The 18,406-nt window shown below is 72.2% G+C and carries 19 protein-coding genes and 1 pseudogene; 5 read left to right on the forward strand and 15 right to left on the reverse strand.

The features are described 5' to 3' along the window. Window positions 1-3 precede the first annotated feature (3 nt). A complete protein-coding gene (locus FHX45_RS12465; protein WP_167100363.1) occupies window positions 4-1,137 on the reverse strand; it encodes a GuaB3 family IMP dehydrogenase-related protein in 1,134 nt (377 codons plus the stop codon). A 73-nt stretch (window positions 1,138-1,210) separates the two neighbouring features. Then, complete coding sequence (gene guaB, locus FHX45_RS12470) at window positions 1,211-2,713, reverse strand: IMP dehydrogenase (protein WP_167100366.1); 1,503 nt, start codon at window positions 2,711-2,713, stop codon at window positions 1,211-1,213. Between the two features lie 173 nt (window positions 2,714-2,886). On the opposite strand from guaB, the gene FHX45_RS12475 reads away from it, so the two are divergent. Beyond that, window positions 2,887-3,276, forward strand: a complete 390-nt coding sequence (locus FHX45_RS12475; protein WP_341771439.1) for a DUF5319 domain-containing protein — start codon at window positions 2,887-2,889, stop codon at window positions 3,274-3,276. A 77-nt stretch (window positions 3,277-3,353) separates the two neighbouring features. Here the strand turns inward: FHX45_RS12475 and FHX45_RS12480 are convergent, their stop codons facing one another. The 5 genes from FHX45_RS12480 to FHX45_RS12500 all read right to left on the reverse strand — a co-directional run bounded on the left by FHX45_RS12480 (window position 3,354) and on the right by FHX45_RS12500 (window position 7,610). After that, entirely contained in the window at window positions 3,354-4,301 is a 948-nt protein-coding gene (locus FHX45_RS12480; protein WP_167100372.1) for an anti-sigma-D factor RsdA, read from the reverse strand. After that, window positions 4,302-4,874 carry a sigma-70 family RNA polymerase sigma factor gene (locus tag FHX45_RS12485; RefSeq protein WP_167100375.1) on the reverse strand — a complete coding sequence of 191 codons (573 nt, stop codon included), beginning with the start codon at window positions 4,872-4,874 and terminating at the stop codon, window positions 4,302-4,304. Between the two features lie 251 nt (window positions 4,875-5,125). After that, window positions 5,126-5,722, reverse strand: a complete 597-nt coding sequence (locus FHX45_RS12490) for a response regulator transcription factor (RefSeq protein WP_017986686.1) — start codon at window positions 5,720-5,722, stop codon at window positions 5,126-5,128. Between the two features lie 141 nt (window positions 5,723-5,863). Continuing rightward, a complete protein-coding gene (locus FHX45_RS12495) occupies window positions 5,864-6,703 on the reverse strand; it encodes a hypothetical protein (protein WP_167100378.1) in 840 nt (279 codons plus the stop codon). A gap of 1 nt (window position 6,704) precedes the next feature. After that, window positions 6,705-7,610 (reverse strand): MerR family transcriptional regulator, encoded by a 906-nt coding sequence (locus FHX45_RS12500; protein WP_208406972.1) that lies wholly within the window; start codon window positions 7,608-7,610, stop codon window positions 6,705-6,707. A 267-nt stretch (window positions 7,611-7,877) separates the two neighbouring features. On the opposite strand from FHX45_RS12500, the gene FHX45_RS12505 reads away from it, so the two are divergent. Beyond that, entirely contained in the window at window positions 7,878-8,180 is a 303-nt protein-coding gene (locus FHX45_RS12505) for a WhiB family transcriptional regulator (RefSeq protein WP_167100381.1), read from the forward strand. Between the two features lie 39 nt (window positions 8,181-8,219). Here the strand turns inward: FHX45_RS12505 and FHX45_RS12510 are convergent, their stop codons facing one another. Next, window positions 8,220-8,771 carry a TetR/AcrR family transcriptional regulator gene (locus tag FHX45_RS12510; protein ID WP_167100384.1) on the reverse strand — a complete coding sequence of 184 codons (552 nt, stop codon included), beginning with the start codon at window positions 8,769-8,771 and terminating at the stop codon, window positions 8,220-8,222. Window positions 8,772-8,843: 72 nt separating this feature from the next. Between FHX45_RS12510 and FHX45_RS12515 the strand changes: the two are divergent. Continuing rightward, window positions 8,844-9,583 (forward strand): annotated as a pseudogene (locus tag FHX45_RS12515) (SDR family NAD(P)-dependent oxidoreductase). Between the two features lie 89 nt (window positions 9,584-9,672). Here FHX45_RS12515 and groL read toward each other — a convergent pair. From groL to FHX45_RS12530, 3 genes are all read right to left on the reverse strand, one after another. Beyond that, window positions 9,673-11,292: a chaperonin GroEL gene (groL, locus tag FHX45_RS12520; protein WP_167100387.1), complete on the reverse strand. Its 1,620-nt coding sequence runs from the start codon at window positions 11,290-11,292 to the stop codon at window positions 9,673-9,675. A 77-nt stretch (window positions 11,293-11,369) separates the two neighbouring features. Then, window positions 11,370-11,663 carry a co-chaperone GroES gene (gene groES / locus FHX45_RS12525; RefSeq protein ID WP_026153773.1) on the reverse strand — a complete coding sequence of 98 codons (294 nt, stop codon included), beginning with the start codon at window positions 11,661-11,663 and terminating at the stop codon, window positions 11,370-11,372. A gap of 436 nt (window positions 11,664-12,099) precedes the next feature. Then, the gene (locus FHX45_RS12530; RefSeq protein WP_167100389.1) at window positions 12,100-12,954 is read right to left on the reverse strand and encodes an NADP-dependent oxidoreductase; all 855 of its coding nucleotides are present in this window, start codon (window positions 12,952-12,954) and stop codon (window positions 12,100-12,102) included. A 67-nt stretch (window positions 12,955-13,021) separates the two neighbouring features. Between FHX45_RS12530 and FHX45_RS12535 the strand changes: the two genes are divergently transcribed. Both FHX45_RS12535 and FHX45_RS12540 read left to right on the forward strand, forming a co-directional pair. Next, window positions 13,022-13,405: a winged helix-turn-helix transcriptional regulator gene (locus FHX45_RS12535; RefSeq protein WP_167100392.1), complete on the forward strand. Its 384-nt coding sequence runs from the start codon at window positions 13,022-13,024 to the stop codon at window positions 13,403-13,405. A gap of 55 nt (window positions 13,406-13,460) precedes the next feature. Next, the gene (locus tag FHX45_RS12540) at window positions 13,461-15,380 is read left to right on the forward strand and encodes an N-acetylmuramoyl-L-alanine amidase (RefSeq protein WP_167100395.1); all 1,920 of its coding nucleotides are present in this window, start codon (window positions 13,461-13,463) and stop codon (window positions 15,378-15,380) included. Between the two features lie 23 nt (window positions 15,381-15,403). Here the strand turns inward: FHX45_RS12540 and tsaD are convergent, their stop codons facing one another. The 4 genes from tsaD to FHX45_RS12560 all read right to left on the reverse strand — a co-directional run bounded on the left by tsaD (window position 15,404) and on the right by FHX45_RS12560 (window position 18,350). Then, a complete protein-coding gene (gene tsaD / locus FHX45_RS12545; protein ID WP_167100398.1) occupies window positions 15,404-16,456 on the reverse strand; it encodes a tRNA (adenosine(37)-N6)-threonylcarbamoyltransferase complex transferase subunit TsaD in 1,053 nt (350 codons plus the stop codon). Further along, window positions 16,456-16,926 carry a ribosomal protein S18-alanine N-acetyltransferase gene (gene rimI, locus FHX45_RS12550; RefSeq protein ID WP_167100401.1) on the reverse strand — a complete coding sequence of 157 codons (471 nt, stop codon included), beginning with the start codon at window positions 16,924-16,926 and terminating at the stop codon, window positions 16,456-16,458. Before rimI ends, tsaD begins: the two co-directional genes overlap by 1 nt. After that, entirely contained in the window at window positions 16,923-17,576 is a 654-nt protein-coding gene (gene tsaB / locus FHX45_RS12555; RefSeq protein ID WP_167100404.1) for a tRNA (adenosine(37)-N6)-threonylcarbamoyltransferase complex dimerization subunit type 1 TsaB, read from the reverse strand. Before tsaB ends, rimI begins: the two co-directional genes overlap by 4 nt. A 66-nt stretch (window positions 17,577-17,642) precedes the next feature. Then, complete coding sequence (locus FHX45_RS12560; protein WP_167100407.1) at window positions 17,643-18,350, reverse strand: FCD domain-containing protein; 708 nt, start codon at window positions 18,348-18,350, stop codon at window positions 17,643-17,645. Window positions 18,351-18,406: the final 56 nt, after the last annotated feature.

An 18,406-nucleotide genomic window follows, 5' to 3' on the forward strand; every position in this document is an offset into this window, starting at 1 on the left:
GCCCTAACCGCGCACCGAGAGGCCGACGCGCTGGAACTCCTTCAGATCGGAGTACCCGGTCTTGGCCATCGCCCGCCGCAGCGCGCCGAACAGGTTCACCGCTCCCTCGGCATCCGACGACGGGCCGAACAGCAGCGTCCTGAGATCCACTTCGATGTCCGGGCCCGCGGCGACCCGCGAACGCGGCAGCGACGGGTGCGCGGCGGCCGCCGTCCAGTACAGGCCGTGGCCCGGGGCCTCGGTGGCCGCGGCCAGGGGCGAGCCGAGCACCACGGCGTCCGCACCGCAGGCGATCGCCTTCGCGATGTCACCCGAGCTGGTGATCCCGCCATCGGCGAGGACGTGCACGTACCGGCCGCCGGTCTCGTCCAGGTAGTCGCGGCGCGCGGCGGCGGCGTCGATGATCGCCGTCGCCATCGGCACGCCGATGCCCAGCACGCGGTCGGTGCTCGTGACGCCCGGCGTGTAGCCGTGGCCGACGATCACGCCGGCCGCGCCGGTGCGCATCAGGTGCATCGCCGTGCGGTAGTCGGACACGCCACCGGCGATCACCGGCACGTCCAGGCCACCGATGAAGTCCTTGAGGTCCAGCGGGTCGGCGTCGTCGTGGGCGACGTGCTCCGCGGAGATGATCGTGCCCTGCACGACGAGGATCTCGACGCCGGCGGCGATCAGGTGCGGGGTCAGCTCGGCCGCGCGCTGGGGGCTCACCCGCGCCGCGACCGTCACACCCGACTCGCGGACGCGGCCGATGGCCTCGGCCAGCAGCTCCGGCCGCACGGGTGCGGAGTGCAGCTCCTGCAACGTCCGGGTCAGCGCGGTGCGGTCCTCGTCCTTCGCGGCGTCCAGCAGGCGGAGCAGCGCCTGCTCCGTGTTCGCGTGACGGGCCCACAGACCCTCGGCGTTGAGCACGCCGAGGCCGCCCAGCTTGCCGACCTCGACCGCCGTGTCCGGCGACACCACCGCATCCGTCGGATGGGTGACCATCGGGATGTCGAACCGGTAGGCGTCGATCTGCCACGCGGTGGACACGACCGCCGAGGAGCGGGTCCGCCGGGACGGGACGATCTCCACGTCATCGAGGTCGTACGCCCGTCGCGCGGTGCGTCCCATGCCGATCTCGACCAGATCGCGCACGTCAGGTCCCTTCTCGCCGCCAGTAGTTGACGGCCCATTGTCGCTAGGCCACGAGTGTGACCTGCGCGCAGGGTCAGCGCGAGGTGTAGTTGGGCGCCTCGACGGTCATGGTGACGTCGTGCGGGTGGCTCTCCTTCAGGCCCGCGGCGGTGATCCGCACCAGCTGCGCCCGCTGCAGCTGCTCGATCGTCTCCGCGCCCGCGTACCCCATCCCCGAGCGCAGCCCGCCGACGAGCTGGTGCACGACGCTGGCCAGCGGCCCGCGGAAGCCGATGCGGCCCTCGATGCCCTCCGGCACCAGCTTGTCCTCGCTGAGCACATCGTCCTGCGAGTAGCGGTCCTTGGAGTACGACTTGCGCCCGTCGCGCGACTGCATCGCGCCCAGCGACCCCATGCCGCGGTAGGTCTTGTACTGCTTGCCGTTGACCAGGATCAGGTCGCCCGGCGACTCGGCGGTGCCGGCCAGCAGGCTGCCCAGCATGACGGTGGACGCGCCGGCGGTGATGGCCTTGGCGATGTCCCCGGAGTACTGGATGCCGCCGTCGCCGATCACCGGTACCCCGGCGGGGCGGCACGCCTTGTCCGCCTCGTAGATCGCGGAGATCTGCGGCACGCCGACACCGGCGACGATCCGGGTGGTGCAGATCGAGCCCGGGCCGACGCCCACCTTGACCGCGTCCGCGCCCGCGTCCACCAGCGCCTGAGCACCCGCCCGGGTGGCGACGTTGCCGCCGACGACGTCGACCGTGTCGCCCAGCTCCTTCTTCAGGGTGGCGACCATGTCGATGACCGCCCGCGAGTGGCCGTGCGCCGTGTCCACCATCAGCACGTCCACGCCCGCGTCGGCGAGCGCCATCGCGCGCTGGTGACCGGCCGCGCCGACGCCGACCGCGGCGCCGACGACGAGGCGGCCGTCCGGGTCCTTGGTCGCGTGCGGGTACTGCTCGGTCTTGACGAAGTCCTTCACGGTGATCAGCCCGCGCAGCTTGCCCGCGCCGTCGACGATCGGCAGCTTCTCGATCTTGTGCCGGCGCAGCAGGCCCAGCGCCGCGTCCGCGGTGACGCCGACCTGCGCGGTGATCAGGTTCTCCTTGGTCATCACCTCGCTGACCGGCCGGCTGTGGTCCAGCTCGAAGCGCATGTCGCGGTTGGTGATGATGCCGACGAGGGCGCCGGACGCGTCGGTGACCGGGAGGCCGGAGATGCGGAACCGGGCGCACAGGGCGTCGACCTCCGCGAGCGTGTCCTCCGGGGAGCAGGTGACCGGGTCGGTGACCATGCCGGCCTCGGAGCGCTTGACGACCTCGACGGCCGCGGCCTGCTCCTCGATCGGCAGGTTGCGGTGCAGGACGCCCACCCCGCCCTGCCGCGCCATGGCGATCGCCATGCGGGCCTCGGTGACGGTGTCCATGGCCGCGGAGACCAGCGGGATGCGCAGGGTGATGTTGCGGGAGAGCCGGGTCGACGTGTCGACGCTGCTGGGCACGACATCCGATTCGGCCGGCAGCAGCAGCACGTCGTCGAAGGTCAACCCGAGCATCGCGAACTTGTCTTCCGGGGCGAACTCGCTCGTCATCTGGGGGGCTGACCTTCCTGGTGGTGGCGGGTGAACCTGCACTCGATGGTATCTGGCCGCCGCCCGGATACGGCCCGGGCACGGGCCAGACGTGACCGGGGAAACTCGCTGCCCGCCCAGGGGACTGAAAGCCCCTGGACACGCAACCGGGTCGGACGGGTACGGTGCCACGCGTGCCGCACGAAGTGTTGCCCCCCGACCCGTTCGCCGACGACCCGGACGATCCCGCACGTGAGCTCGCCGGCTTCGGGGACGACGAGCTGGCCGAACCGATGGATGAGCAGGCGCGCGCGGAGCTCCTCGCGGACCTGTCCGACCTGGCCGTCTACCAGGCACTGCTGGAGCCGCGCGGGGTGCGCGGCATCGTGGTCGACTGCGGCGAGTGCGACCAGCCGCACTACCACGACTGGCACCTGTTGCGCGCGAGCCTCGAGCAACTGCTCGCCGACGGTCGGATGCGTCCGCACGAGCCGGCCTTCGACCCCGACCCGGCCGACTACGTCAGCTGGGACTACTGCCGCGGTTTCGCCGACGGCATCACGACCACCGAAAGCGCCTACTGAGCCTACTGACCACACGACGAAGGCCCGGCCGGAAGCGGCCGGGCCTTCGTCGTACGAGCCTGTTCTCGCGGATCCGGTCAGTTCGAGCTGGTGCTCGAGCCGGTGCCGGTGCCCACCCCGGAGGACTTCTGACCGGTGCCGTTCGTGGTGTCGGGCGGGTCGTACCGCACGCCGCCGGAGGTGCCGTCAGTCGCCGGCGGAGTTGTGCTGCTCGGTGACGTGGTGCTCGGCGGAGGCGTGCTGCTCTCCGACGGGGTCGTCGTCGTGGTGGGCAGCGGCGTGGTCGTGGTGGACGAGGCCGCCGGCTTGGTCGAGCTCGGCGGCGGCAGCGCGGCCGACGTGGGCAACGACACCGACGAGCCCGGCGTGGTCGTGGTGGAGCTCGGCAGCATCGAGGCGAGCTGCTGGTGCTCGGCCATCAGCTGGCTGAGGTTCTCCTCCTCGGTGACCTGGCTCAGCTTCGCGGCGGCCTGGGCAAGCGCCTGCTGCGCCTCGGCGATGCGGCCCTGCGACAAGGCGATGCTGGCCTGCTGCAGCTCGATCCGGGCCGCGGAGGCGGCCTCGACCGACCGCGCGTGGTCGGCGTAGAGGACCTTGGTGAGGCCCCAGAGCGTGTCACCGGGCTGCGCGTCGCGCGCGGCGACGCTGGTGCCGGTGAAGCCGATGGCGAGGACCGCGGCGGCCGCGGCGACCGGCACGAGCAGGCGGCGACGGCGCGCCTGCTGCCCGTGGCGGCGAGCCAGCGCGGCCGTCCTGATCGTGGTGACCGCGGTGTCGGTGTCGATGAGCTCGGCGAGCGGTTCGCTGTCGATGTCCCGCCGCCAGGACAGCAGCAGCGCGTTGAGTTCCTGGTCGCCCAGGTCGTCGGCGATGCCGGGGTCGGACCCGCCCAGCGCGTCGAGCAGAGCGTCGTCCGCCCGGATCGCCGTGAGGTCCGCCTCGAACTCCGCCTGTGACGAACTCAGCATGGTCGAGTCGAACTCGAGCTCGTCGAGCTCACGTCTACCGTCTTCGCGATCGGTCACTCAGGCCACCTCCTCGGACGCCAGCGCCTTGCGGAGCCGGGCCAGCGCACGGTGCTGGGCGACGCGGACGGCACCCGGCGTCGAGCCGACCGCGTCCGCGGTCTCCTCGGCCGACAGGCCGACCACCACGCGCAGCACCACGATCTCGCGCTGCTTGTCGGGCAGGACCCGCAGCAGTTGTGCCATGCGCTCGTTCAACTCCCCCTGCAGAGCACGCTGTTCCGGCCCGATGTCGCCCTCGATCTCGTCGGGGAGCTCGGCGACGGGCTCGGCTCGGTTGCGCGCGGCGGCCCGATGCGCGTCGGCCACCTTGTGCTGGGCGATGCCGTACACGAAGGCCAGGAACGGGCGCCCTTGGTCACGGTACGAAGGCAACGCCGTGAGCACCGCTAAACACACCTCCTGGGCCACATCGTCTGCCGAGGCGAACGACCGCTCCTGTCGTCCGACCCGGGCGCGGCAATACCGCACCACCAGGGGACGGATAGCGGCCAGCAGCCGCTCGACCGCCTGGGGATCCCCCTCGACAGCGGCGGCGACTGGCTCGTCCAGCCCGTCCCCCACATTGGCCATCGCAGACAACAGTCCCAGCGTTACGTGTAGGCGTGCAGAATCAACGGCGCGGCAACCCCCATATCGCTCACGCCGGTGATGCCTACCGTACCTGCCGACGCCGGCGCCGCGTGTGCGCGGTCGGCTATGACCCGTCGCGGCCCCGGAACGCCGAGGGCGCCCAGTATCGCACGAAGACGGCCTCTCGGAGTGCCCATGAGCGAAGCAACGCGCGGATTCGCGAAGAATTTTCGCTGGATCCGCGCGTCGCGTCAGGAGACCAGGCCGCGACGGAAGCCGTGGGCGACGGCCTGCGCACGGTCACGCACACCCAGCTTGCGGAACAGCCGGCGGGCGTGGGTCTTGACGGTGTCCTCGGACAGGTAGAGCTCACGGCCGATCTGACCGTTGCTCTTGCCCTGGCTCATGCCGCGCAGCACCTGCAGCTCGCGCTCGGTGAGCTGGACGCCCGGGTCGGCCGGCTGGCGCGGCGCGGGCACGGAGGTGCTGGCGAGGGTGTGCGCGAGGGCGGCGACCAGTTCCGGGCGGGACGCGTCCCAGCGCAGGTAGCCGCGAGCGCCGCCGGCGATGGCGGCGGCGATGCTGCCGGCGTCGTCCGGCGCGCCGAAGACGATCACGTTGGCCTGAGGGTTGGCGGACACCAGCCGCCGAGTCGCCTCCACCCCGGCCGGCATCGCGCGCTGGGTGCCGACGAGCACGACGTCGACCGGCTGCCGCGAGTACCGGGCCAGCAACTCGTCACCGTGCGCTACACAGTCGATGCGACTGACACCGGGGACAGCAGACATCACGCGGGTGAGCCCTTCGCGGACACTGCGTCGGTCGTCGCAGATCAAGACCGTCGTCACGGGTGTTCCTTCCTGCAGCCGGGTGACATTCCATATCCCCTATCGGACGCTTGAGGCCGTACCTTGACACGATCCGGTGGCTTTTTTTGGGAACTTCTTCGCCCGGATGTCGGTATGGCCGGCTGATGGCCGCGCCGGGGATCAGACAGGCACCCACGGTGATTCACGGGCGAGCCGCCTCCCCTCCGGATCGGACCCTAGTAACACTGCGTGTAACACCGCGGCGGTGCGCGATCGGTGGCGGTCCGCCTCGGCGGGCCACAGATCGGCCGCGATCAGCCCCGCGGGCCAGGACAACGAGGACAAATCATAGGCGTCCGCGTCCGCCTGCGCGCCGGAGACGAGCTCCCGGGCTCTTCGCTTCTGCCCGATGGTGCCGAGCGCGGCAGCGAGCACGAGCCGGGACTTGACGGTGTGCCGGACCGAGCCGGCGGCGATGGCCTCGGCCAGGGCCGCCTCGGCGGGCTCGACGGCCGCCGGGCCGTCACCCGAGGCGAGCGCGAGCTCGGCGGTGACCCAGCCGAGCCGGGTCCGGGTGCGCCAGCTCGCCGCGGCGGCGGCCGCCCGGCGAAGCACGCGCCGCGAGGCGGTGAGCCGACCGGTGCCGAGGTGATCGGCCGCCAGACCCAGCAGCGCATCGGCGAGCGCGCCGGGCGCGTCGAGGCCGTCCGGATCGGTGTCGGTGCCCAGCCCCTCCGCCGCGCAGGCGTGGCGGAGGGCGGTGCCGTCGAGGGCGCGCGCGGCGGTGTGCCCGCCGAGCTGCCGGCGGTGCGATGCGAGGGTGGTCAACGCGAGTGCGGCGATCACCGGGTCGCGGTCACGGGTGAGCGGGTCCAGCAGGGTGGCCGCGGCGGCGTAGCGGGCCCGTGCGCCGAGCACGATGGCGGCCAGCAGGCGGTGCACCGGTGGCCCGTCGGCCGGGAGCAGGCCCGGCGGCGGCCGGTCGCCGAAGGCCGCTTTTCGCAGTTCGATCTCGTGCACGTCACTTCCCCACCAGAACGTACTCGATGCGGTCCGCGGCGGTGCGCAGGCCGGGCAGCAGTTCGACCCGGTCCGGCAGTTGCACGTCCGCCCAGCCCGGCCCGGCCGCGAACAGGCGGCTGCGCAGCCCGCCGCGGGACACCTCGGGGAACAGCCCGGCGTCGGCCTCGGCGGGACGGCTCGCCCAGAGCACGACCGCCGCGGGCGAGCTGCGCCGCACGGCCGCGGCCAGCGCGGGCGCGGGCAGCGGCAGGCCGAACAGCTGCGTGCCGATGCGGCGGCCGGCCAGGCCGGCACCGAGCACGTGCAGCGGGAGCGGGTCCGGCTCGTCCGGCACCCGGACGAGCAGGACCGGGCGCTGGTTGCGCGGATGGCCGAGGACCGGGGTGGCCCGCACGACGGCGGCGAGCACGCACTCCGTCAGCAGCGCCTGCACCTCGACCCCGGCCGGAGTGCCGGGCCAGCCGTTGCCGCACGCGTCGAGGACCGGGGCGATCACGCCCTCCCAGGCCTCGAGCACCCCCGCGGCGCCGATCGCGTCCCCGAGCGTCTGCTGCACGGCCCGCCCGTCGAGCGCGACCGCCGCCGCCCGGAGCCGCCGCGCCGCGGCGCCGTTCCGCGCGGCCGCCGTGTGCTCGGCGGGCGGCGGCAGCGGCTGCGCCGGGGTCTGCGGAACCGCGGAGTACGACTTCGGCATCTGCTGGAGCGCGTAGCGGGCGGCTTCCGCCGTCGACGCCCCGCGCAGCAGCGCGCGTTGCATCAGTTCGAGGCGGCCGATGTCGGCCGCGCAGTAGCGGCGGTGCTTGCCGCCGGTGTGCCGGCTCGGGCCGAGCCCGTAGCGGCGGTCCCAGGTGCGCAGCGTCGAAGGCGCGACCCCGAGCCGCCGGGCGACGGCGGCCACGGGCATCGTCGGCTCGGTCTGACCGGCACCCCTCGGACGGCTCACCCGGTCCAATATCCCGGCGCCACTCGAACGGGGCAACTTGAATCGGTTTCGTTATTTTGCCTGTTTACGGCCCTGATCTCACGCATCCGGGGGAACCTGACGGCTGAATCACCCGGATTCCCTTGAACAACTATTGGCGCGCTTCTAACGTTACCGCCGTTGCGCCATTCGGAGTAATCGCCGGGCAACACAGCAGGGGTGGCACGACCGAATCGGAGGGCGGTCACGATGGCAGACACGCGCAGGCTCCCGGGCCCGAACGCCGATATCTGGGATTGGCAGCTACGGGGGTCGTGCAGGGGGATGGACAGCGGCGCGTTTTTCCACCCGGATGGGGAGCGGGGGCCGGCGAGAGCACGGCGGGAGGCCCGTGCGAAGGCGATCTGCCAATCCTGTCCGGTGCTGCGGCTGTGCCGGGAGCACGCGCTCGCGGTGCACGAACCGTACGGGATCTGGGGTGGGCTCTCGGAGGCCGAGCGGGAAACCATCATCCGCACCGGAAAACCACAGTTGACCCTTTCCGGGCACTAGCCGGACGGGAAAAACCGGACGGCACCCGGGGCGCACGCGTCAGCCGGGTGCCGTCTTTTTTCCGGCGAATCGCGGCCACAGCGACATCGCGGTGTCGATGACCGCCTCGAGGTCCGCGAGTTCCGCGCCATCGCGGGCCTGAATCGACATTCCGTGCAAAATCGTTCCGTAGAACCGGACGATCCCCGCGATGTCGGCATCCCCGGGCAGATCACCCTCGGCGACCGCATGGCGCAGCCGCTCCTCCAGCTCAGCCAGATTGCCCCGGCGCTTCTCCGCGAGGAAATCCTGCACCGGCCGGTTCTGCTCGGTGCAGTTGACCGCGGCGAGCACGACCATGCATCCGCGTGGATGGTCACTCGCCACGAACTCCCGCGCACTGTCCCGCAGCCACGTCTCCAGCGCCTCGCGCACCGCCGTTCCCTCCGGCAGGTGGTGGGCGAACCGCTCGCGGTACCGCTCGACCGCCTCCCGGAACAGGGGCTCCTTCCCGCGGAATGCCGCGTACAGGCTCGGCGACCCGATACCCATCGCGGCGGTCAGATCGGACAGCGAGGTGCCCTCGTAACCGCGCTCCCAGAAGACGTACATCGCCTGGTCCAGAGCCGCGTCCCGATCGAAGGCGCGTGGACGGCCGCGTGGTGACATGCTTCGCAACGGCGCATGGGTTCGCTGGACGGCAAGGTGGCACTGGTGACCGGGGGCAGCCGCGGCATCGGCGCCGCGATCGCGCGGAAGCTGGCCGCGGAACGGGCGGACATCGCGCTCACCTAGGAACGGGCGGCGTCGCCGGCCGCCGAGGTGGTGGCCTCGGTCGAGGGGCTGGGCCGGAAGACGCTCGCGATCCAGGCGGACGGCGCCGACGCGGACGCGCTCACCGCCGCCGTCGACCAGGCCGCCGAGGCGCTGGGCGGACTGGATGTGCTGGTCAACAACGCCGGCATCTTCCCGCTCGGCACGGTCGAAGACCTCAGCCTGGCCGACTTCGACCGCGCGCTCGCGGTGAACGTCCGGGCGGTGTTCGTGGCGACCCAGGCGGCGGTACGGCACCTCCCGGCCGGCGGCCGGATCATCACGATCGGCAGCACCCTGGGCGAGCGGGTGACCCGGCCGGGGCTGAGCGCGAACTCCGCGTCGAAGGCGGCCGTGGTCGGGATGAGCCGCGCGTTCGCACGGGACCTCGCTCCGCGGGGGATCACTTCGGTGGTGGTGCAGCCGGGACCGACGGACACGGACATGAACCCAGCCGACGGGCCGCACGCCGCGAGCATCCTCGCGTTGTCGGCCGCCGGGCGGCACGCGACGCCGGACGACATCGCGGCGACCGTCGCCCAGTCGCGGGGCCAGCGGGGGCGTTCATCACCGGGTCGACGATCACCGTGGACGGTGGCGTGAACGCGTGACACGCCACAACTGAACCGGAGCGGCACCGGCGGTTCCGCTCCGGGAAAAGAAGAAGGCCCCCGCTGGTGGCGGGGGCCTTCTGCCGTGGTCAGTGTGCGTGACCGTGACCGTGGCCGGTGTCCTCGGACTCCTCGGCCGGCTTGTCCACCACGGTGCTCTCCGTGGTCAGGACGAGACGGGCGATGGAGGCCGCGTTCGCGACCGCGGAGCGGGTGACCTTGACCGGGTCGACGATGCCGGCCTGCAGCAGGTCGGTGATCTCGCCGGTCGCGGCGTTGAAGCCGTAGCCCCAGCCCTGCTCCTGCACCTTGGACACGATGACCGGGCCCTCGTAGCCGGCGTTCGCGGCGATCCAGTTCAGCGGCGCGGTCAGGGCGTCCCGCACGATGCGGACACCCGTGGCCTCGTCACCGGAGAGTTCGGCCTCGAGCGTCGCCAGTTCCTTGACCGCGTGCACGATCGCCGAGCCACCGCCGGGCACGATGCCCTCCTCGACGGCCGCCTTGGTGGAAGCCACGGCGTCCTCGATGCGGTGCTTGCGCTCGTTCAGCTCGGTCTCGGTGGCCGCGCCGACCTTGATCACCGCCACGCCGCCGCCCAGCTTCGCGAGCCGCTCCTGCAGCTTCTCGCGGTCCCAGTCGGAGTCGGTGGTCTCGATCTCCTTGCGGATCTGCGCGATGCGGGCCTCGATGTCGGCCTTGGTGCCGGCACCGTCGACGATCGTCGTGTTGTCCTTGGTGATCTCGATGCGCCGGGCGGTGCCCAGCGAGTCGAGGCCGATCTCGGACAGCTTCAGGCCCACCTCGGAGGAGATGACCTGGGCGCCGGTGACGACGGCCAGGTCGTCCAGGAACGCCTTGCGGCGGTCACCGAAGAACGGCGCCTTCACCGCGACCGCGACGAGGGTCTTGCGCAGGGCGTTGACCACCAGGGTGGACAGCGCCTCGCCCTCGACGTCCTCAGCGATGATCAGCAGCGGCTTCTTGGACTCGGCGACCTTCTCCAGGACCGGCAGCAGGTCGGCCAGCGCCGAGATCTTCTCCCGGTGCAGCAGCACGTAGGCGTTCTCCAGGATCGCCCGCTGCTCCTCCGGATCGGTCGCGAAGTGCGCCGACAGGTAACCCTTGTCGAACTGCACACCTTCGGTGATCTCGAGCTCGGTGGCCAGCGTGGAGGACTCCTCCACGGTGATCACACCGTCCTCGCCGACCCGCTCCACGGCCTCGCCGAGCAGGGCGCCGATGGTGGCGTCACGCGAGGTGACCGTGCCGACCTGGGCGATGTTGTCGCGGCCCTTGACCGGGGTGGCCCTGGACTTGAGCACCTCGATGACCTTCTCCGCGGCCGCCTCGATGCCCTTGCCGAGGCCGGCCGGGTTGGCGCCGGCGGCCACGTTGCGGAGGCCGACCTTCACCAGCGACTGCGCCAGCACGGTGGCCGTGGTGGTGCCGTCGCCGGCGACGTCGTTGGTCTTGGTGGCCACGTTCTTGGCCAGCTGGGCACCCAGGTTCTCGAACGGGTCCTCCAGCTCGATCTCCCGCGCGACGGTGACCCCGTCGAGGGTGATGGTGGGGCCGCCGAACTTCTTGTCCAGCACGACGTGCCGGCCACGCGGGCCGAGGGTGACCTTGACCGCGTCGGCCAGCTTGTTCACGCCGCGCTCGAGCGCTCGACGAGCGTCCTCGTCGAAGTTGATCTGCTTGGGCATGGAAGTCCTCTCAGACAGCAGAACGCCCCGTCCCCGGCTTTCCAGCGGGGCCCGGGGCGTTCACCGCAGCGCCGATGTCAGTTGACGACAGCCAGCACGTCGCGAGCGGACAGGATCAGGTAGTCCTCACCGTTGTACTTGACCTCGGTGCCGCCGTACTTCGAGTAGATGACGACGTCCCCGACGTTCACGTCGACGGGGATGCGGTTGCCCTTGTCGTCGACACGGCCCGGGCCCACGGCCAGAACCTTGCCCTCCTGGGGCTTCTCCTTGGCGGTGTCGGGGATGACGAGGCCGGAGGCGGTCGTCTCCTCGGCCTCGCTCGTCTGGACAACGATCTTGTCCTCGAGCGGTTTGATGTTCACGCTCACCGGGTTGACCTCCACGGGTCGTCGAAAGCGTTGGCAGGTACTTACTTGGTTTCGGCGCCTACCACCCCCGCCGTCGCGGGTGCCGGGGCGTGTGCGGTGCCTTCGATTAGCACTCTAGCCACGGGAGTGCTAGCCGCGCAAGGAGGGTCCCCCGGTACGGCACGGACCGTCGGGCGAGGCGCCTGACCGGCGACTTTACCGGCGTGGTCACGGAGCGGGGTCACCATCTCACTCGTTGAGCGGTGTCGGCGTTCCGGGCCGCTCCCTACCGTGGGAACCGGCCCGGACGCGACTGGAAGGGATGGTGTTCCGATGGGTGGTTGCAGCTGTTGCAGCTCGTGCAGTGGCTCCGGATGCGGGTGCTGCGGAAGCTGCTAGCGCCGGCCTCGACCTGAGCGGCCCGGGAACCACGGTGTGGTCCCGGGCCGCTCGCCGTCTACACGGTCAGCACGATCTTCCCCCGCACCCGGCCGCTCTCGCTCAGCTCGTGGGCCTTCGCCGCGTCCTCCAGCGGCAGCACCTGCGACACGTGCACCCGGACGCCCTCCACCGCGCTCGCCAGCTCCGCGCCGGAGGGCTGCACGTAGAACCGCCGGTAGCGCGGGTCCTCCGTCGCGTCGTTGCCCTGCGCGTCGATGAGCACGCCGTCCGGCGTGAGGACCTCGAGCGAGCGTGACCCGTAGGAACCGCCCACCAGGTCGTACACCACGTCCACCCCGGCGACCGCCGTCGTGAAGTCCACCGCCGTGTGGTCGATCAGTTCGTCCGCCCCGAGCGCGCGCAGGAAGTCGTGGTTAGCCGACCGCGCCGTGCCGATCACGTACGCGCCCCGCGCCTTCGCCACCTGCACCGCGACGTGCCCGACCCCGCCGGCCGCCGCGTGGATCAGCACCCGTTGTCCCGGCCGCACGCCGGCAAGCGCTTGGGTCGCCGTCAGCACCGCTGTTGGCGACGCGGCGGCCGCGACGTGGTCCAGCTCAGCCGGCTTGGGCGCCAACGCCGACGACGGCACCGCCACGTACTCGGCGTACGCGCCCCACTGCGACATCACCAGCCCGAACACCTCCTCCCCCGTCTCCTCGACCACACCGGAGAAGTCCAGCCCGAGCCGGAACGGCGGCGCGAACGGCCACTGCTCGATGAGTCCACGGCGCAGCATCCAGTCCGCCGGGTTCACCCCCGCCGCGTGCACCCGCACCAGTACCTCGCCCGGTCCCGGCACCGGACGCGGCGCGTCCACGACCTCCAGCACCTCGGGCCCGCCCAGGGCCCGCACATCGACAGCTCTCATGCCGAAGATCGTCGACTCGCACGGTATCCGTTGTAAAGAAGGCACCTTCCTGATATCCAGGTACCTCATGGATACCGTCCAGTCCTACCTGAAGGCCTGCCCGGCCCGCACCGTGCTCGACACGCTCGCCAACAAGTGGAGCCTGCTGGTACTCAGCTCACTGCGCCGCCACGACGGCCCGATGCGGTTCAACGAGCTGCGCCGCCTGCTCGAGGGCATTACGCAGAAATCGCTCACCCAGACGCTGCGCGTCCTGGAGCGCGACGGCCTGGTCGACCGGGCCGTCTACCCGACCGTGCCGCCGCGGGTCGAATACGCGGTGACGGACCTGGGCGCGCAGGTCGGGGACATGTTCTCCGTCCTCGGCGACTGGGCCCAGGAGCACGTGGACGAGATCCTGGCGGCCCGGGAGGCGTTCGACAACCGGCCGACACCCGGACCGGTCCGGTAGTTCCCAACCGGGTTGACCGTCGGTAGTTTCCTCGCTACAGGACGAGGGAGGCTGCATGACGTCGATCACCCGCCGCCACGCGCTGCGCGCGTTCGCCGCCGGAACCGCGGGGGCCACCGTGGTCTCCGGCGCGTCGCTCAGCACGCCGCCCGGTGCGTTGGCCGCCACGGGCGGGGCGCGGCAGCGCGCCTTCGCCGCCGCGGCCGCGGAGTTCGGCGTCCCGGAACCCGTGCTGCTCGCCGTGTCGTACCTGAAGTCCCGCTGGGACTCGCACGGCGGCGCGCCGAGCACCGGTGCCGGTTTCGGCCCGCTGCACCTGACCGACCTGCGTGCCGTCGCCGCCGGCGGCAGCCATCACGACCACGGCGCCGAGGACCCGCGCGGGGACAGCGCGCGCCGGGTGCTCGCGCCGCACACGTCGCCGGCGTTGCAGACGGTCGACCTCGCCGCGTCGCTGACCGGGGTGGACGCCGAGACGCTGCGGACCGACCCGGTGCAGAACATCCGGGGCGGCGCCGCGGTGCTGGCCCACTACCAGCGCGAGCTGGGTGTGCGGGCGGACGGGCCGGACGGCTGGTACGGCGCGGTCGCCCGTTACAGCGGGGCGCCGGACACCGGGACAGCGACGTTCTTCGCCGACGAGGTGTACGCGACGATCATCTCCGGCGCGAGCCGCACCACCGACGACGGCCAGGTCGTCACGCTCCCCGCGACGCCGGTGTCGCCGCGCCGCGAGCAGGTGCTCACACTCGGGTTGACCACCATCGCCGAGGGTGCTCCGGAAGCGCCACCCGGGCTGCCCGTCGAGTGGATCCCGGCCCCGTACCAGGACCTCGGCAACGGCGACCACGGCAACTACGACCAGGCCGACCGGCCGAACTCCCAGCGCATCACGCACATCGTCATCCACGACACCGAATGCACCTACGACGAGGCGATCGGCCTGGTGCAGGACCCGACGTACGTGTCCTGGCACTACACGCTGCGCTCGACCGACGGGCACGTCGCGCAGCACGTGCTGACCAAGGACGTCGGCTGGCACGCAGGGAACTGGTACCTCAACGCGAAGTCGATCGGCATCGAGCACGAGGGGTTCGCCGCGCAGGGCACCTGGTTCACCGAGGCGATGTACCGGACCTCGGCCACGCTGGTGCGGTACCTGGCCGAGACGTACCAGATCCCGCTGGACCGCGAGCACATCGTGGGCCACGACAACGTGCCCGGCCCGACGCCGTCGAACGTGGCGGGGATGCACTGGGACCCGGCGCCGTACTGGGACTGGGCGCACTACTTCGACCTGCTCGGCGCACCGCTGAACCGGCGGCCGCTGCGGCAGCCGACCGGGATGGTCATGATCAAGCCGGACTTCGCGTCGAACACCACGGGCTACACGGGATGCGACACGTCGGCGCCCGCCGCCGCGTGCCCCGCACGCGGGTCCTCGGCGCTGTTCCTGCGCACCGAGCCGCGCGACGATGCACCGCTGTTGCCCGACCCCGGCCTGCACCCCGACGGCGGGCCCTCGACCACCGGGATTTCCGACGTGGGCAGCCGGGTGTCGACCGGCCAGCGGTACGCGGTGGCGGAGACGCGCGGCGAGTGGACCGCCATCTGGTTCCTCGGCCGGCAGGGGTGGTTGCGCTCCTCGGGCGTGGTGCCGGTGCTGGGTCAGGTGGTGACGCCGCGTCCTGGCCTCGACTCGGTGCCGGTGTACGGACGGGCGTATCCGGAGCCCGAGGCGTACCCGGCCGACATCCCGCCGCAGGAGATCGTGCCGCTGCAATACACGCTGCCCGCGGGCCAGAAGTACGCGGCGGGCCCGGCACTGCCCGGCGAGTACTTCTGGGCGGCGACCTTCGACCCGGCGCAGCACGTCGTGGTGCGCGGCACGACGCAGTACGTGCAGATCCAGTTCGGCCACCGCGTGGCCTTCGTCAAGCTGGACGATGTGCTGCTGTCACGCACGCGCCCCTGACCACCGCGTCCCGGCCGGGCGGTCTACGCCTCGATCGAGACGATCTCCACCGGCAGCGCCGGGTTCGCCGACAGGTCCAGCGCCGACGGCTTCCGGCCGGCGGCGACCACGTGCGCACCCAGCGCGGCGATCATCGCACCGTTGTCGGTGCACAGCCGGGGCCTCGGCACCCGCAGTTCGATCCCCGCGGCCGCGCACCGCTCACGCGCCAGGGCCGACAGCCGGGAGTTCGCGGCGACCCCGCCGGAGATCACCAGCGTGCCGATGCCCTCCTCCCGCGCCGCGCGGACCGCCTTCGCGGTCAGCACATCGGCCACCGCCTCCTGGAAGGACGCCGCGACGTCGTCGACCGGGATCTCCTCACCCCGGCGCTCGGCGTTCTCGACCCACCGCGCCACCGCGGTCTTCAGCCCGGAGAACGAGAAGTCGTACTTCGCGTCGCGCGGCCCGGTCATGCCACGCGGGAAGGCGATCGCCGACGGGTTGCCCGCCCGCGCCGCCTGGTCGATCGGCGGCCCGCCCGGGTACGGCAGGCCCAGCACGCGGGCGACCTTGTCGTACGCCTCACCGGCGGCGTCGTCCACAGTGGATCCCAGCTCGGTGATCCCGCCGGCGATGTCGTCCACCCGCAACAGTTGCGTGTGGCCACCGGACACCAGCAGTGCCAAGCACGGCTTCGGCAGCGGGCCGTGCTGCAACGTGTCCACCGCGATGTGCCCGGCCAGGTGGTTGACGCCGAAGAGCGGAACGTCCAGCGCCGCCGCGTACGCCTTCGCGGCCGAGACCCCGACCAGCAGTGCACCGGCCAGGCCCGGCCCGGCCGTCACCGCGATCGCGTCCACATCGGACAACCCGAGCCCGGCCGTGGCGAACGCGCGCTGCGCGGTCGGCACCATCGCCTCCAGGTGGGCGCGGCTGGCGACCTCCGGCACCACCCCGCCGAAGCGCGCGTGCTGCTCGACGCTGGACGCCACCTCGTCCGCGAGCAGCTCGACGGTGCCGTCGTCGTGCAACCGCACGAGACCGACACCGGTTTCGTCGCAGGAGCTCTCGATGCCGAGGACGACACGGGACATCAGCCCACCTCCTGCTCGCTCGCGCCGGGGCGCATCATCGTGTACGCGTCCGCCCCGGACGGGTGGTAGTAACGCTTGCGCAGGCCGATCCGCTCGAAACCGTGGCGCCGGTACAGCTCCTGCGCGCGGTGGTTGTCCGTGCGGACCTCCAGGAACACCGGCGCGCGCAGCTCGTCGGCCCGGTCCAGCAGGGCACGCAGCAGCGCGGTGCCGACACCCTGCCCCTGGTAACCCGGGTCGACGCCGATGGTGTGGATGCTCGCCTCGTAGTCGCCGCGGGGGCCGACGACCGCCAGGCCCGCGTAGCCGATCAGGACGTCCTCGGAGCTGTACGCGCCGAGGTAGTAGGCCCCGGACTCCAGCTCGCTGTGGAACGCCCGGGCACTCCACGGGTCGTCGACGGCGAACAGCACCTTCTCGATCTCCACGCAGCGCGGGACGTCCTTGCGGCGCAGCTTGCCGAGCTTCACGACGCGGTCACCCGCTTCCGCGCGCCGGGCTCGACCGCGTCCGGGCGACGCAGGTACAGCGGCGTCAGCGGGGCGGGCTCGGCCCCACCGAGCAGGGCGTCCCGGGCGGCTTCGGCCAAACCGGCGGTGCTGGGGTAGTACGGCTCGACCACACGCGCGCCGAGCTGCTCGGCGTACCGGCGGGCGCCGTCCCCGGCGGCGACGGAGAAGGACAGCTCAGCGGGCGCCTGGACGTGCGGGCCGTCGGTGCGGGTGCCGTCGGCGGCGTAGGCCGCCCAGTAGACCTCGCGGCGCCGCGCGTCGGTCACGACGTGGAAGGGCTCGCCCACGGTGACCTGCCGGGCGATCGCGTCGAGGCTGCACACCGGGTGGACCGGCACGCCGAGCGCGTGCCCGAGGGCGGCTGCGGTGGCGAGACCGGCGCGCAGCCCGGTGAACGGCCCGGGCCCGGCGCCGACGACGATCGCCGCGACGTCCGTCACCGCGGCACCCGCGTCCCGCGCGGCCTCCAGGGCGTGCGGCGTGATCAGTTCGCCGTGCGCCCGCGCGTCGAGCGTCACCCGCTCACCCAGCACGGCGACGCCCGCGCCGAGCTCGGCGACCCCGGCGGTCACCGCGGGCGTCGACGTGTCCAGAGCCAGTACCAGCACAGCTCTCCAGCGTACGGCGTGCGCGCCGACCTGCGGTTACCGGGTTGGCCGGGCTGGTGGAACACCTCAGGTGTCCTCGGGATCCCAGCTCAGCAGGCGCACCTCGGCGACCGTGCGCAGGTGCTGCCGCATCGCGGCGGAGGCGGTTGCCGGGTTGCAGTCGCGGATCGCCTCCGCGATCGCGATGTGCTGCTCCAGCGAGCGCGGTGGGCGGCCCGGCTGCCGCAGCGATTCGGTGCGGCTTTCGGTGATCTGGTCGGCCATCGCGTCCATGAACTCGGCCAGCAGGGCGCTGTGCGCGGCCGCCGTCACCGCGGCGTGGAACCGCCGGTCGCCCTCGACGCCGGCGCCGCCGTCCGCCAGTTCGGACGCCATCAGCTCCAGCGCCGACTCCAGCGCGCGCAGATCGTCCTCCGTCCGGCGCATCGCCGCCAGCTCGGCCAGCTTCGTCTCCAGCGCCTCGCGCGCGTCCAGCACGTCCGGCAGGCGCCGGCGGCGATCGACCAGCCGCTCCACCGGCTCGGTCGCGTCCAGGGTGTCCCGCACCAGGTACGTCCCGCCGCCGTGCCGGGTCTCGACCAGGCCCTGCACCTCCAGCACCACGATCGCCTGCTTCACCGACGCCCGGCTCACGCCCAGCCGCTGCGCCAGCTCCCGCTCGGCCGGCAACCGGTCGCCGGTGCGCAGCCCGGCTTCCGCGGCGTACGCCCGCACCCGCTCCAGGACCTGCTCGTACAGCCGCGGGCGGGCCATCGGACTCAGCGCATCGGACACGAACCGCAGCCTAGCCCTTGACAGGCTGAGGTGGCTGAGCCGCAAAGTGGTTCAGC

Source organism: Amycolatopsis granulosa (genome assembly GCF_011758745.1).
Taxonomy (GTDB): Bacteria; Actinomycetota; Actinomycetes; order Mycobacteriales; family Pseudonocardiaceae; genus Amycolatopsis_E; species Amycolatopsis_E granulosa.

Bases quoted from the DNA above. Each gene is read 5' to 3' on its own strand.
- guaB (WP_167100366.1), bottom strand. From the start codon at position 2,713: ATGACGAGCGAGTTCGCCCCGGAAGACAAGTTCGCGATGCTCGGGTTG.
- FHX45_RS12485 (WP_167100375.1), bottom strand. From the start codon at position 4,874: ATGGCCAATGTGGGGGACGGGCTGGACGAGCCAGTCGCCGCCGCTGTC.
- FHX45_RS12500 (WP_208406972.1), bottom strand. From the start codon at position 7,610: ATGCCCGTGGCCGCCGTCGCCCGGCGGCTCGGGGTCGCGCCTTCGACG.
- FHX45_RS12505 (WP_167100381.1), top strand. From the start codon at position 7,878: ATGGCAGACACGCGCAGGCTCCCGGGCCCGAACGCCGATATCTGGGAT.
- FHX45_RS12510 (WP_167100384.1), bottom strand. From the start codon at position 8,771: ATGTACGTCTTCTGGGAGCGCGGTTACGAGGGCACCTCGCTGTCCGAT.
- groL (WP_167100387.1), bottom strand. From the start codon at position 11,292: ATGCCCAAGCAGATCAACTTCGACGAGGACGCTCGTCGAGCGCTCGAG.
- FHX45_RS12530 (WP_167100389.1), bottom strand. From the start codon at position 12,954: ATGAGAGCTGTCGATGTGCGGGCCCTGGGCGGGCCCGAGGTGCTGGAG.
- FHX45_RS12535 (WP_167100392.1), top strand. From the start codon at position 13,022: ATGGATACCGTCCAGTCCTACCTGAAGGCCTGCCCGGCCCGCACCGTG.
- FHX45_RS12540 (WP_167100395.1), top strand. From the start codon at position 13,461: ATGACGTCGATCACCCGCCGCCACGCGCTGCGCGCGTTCGCCGCCGGA.
- tsaD (WP_167100398.1), bottom strand. From the start codon at position 16,456: ATGTCCCGTGTCGTCCTCGGCATCGAGAGCTCCTGCGACGAAACCGGT.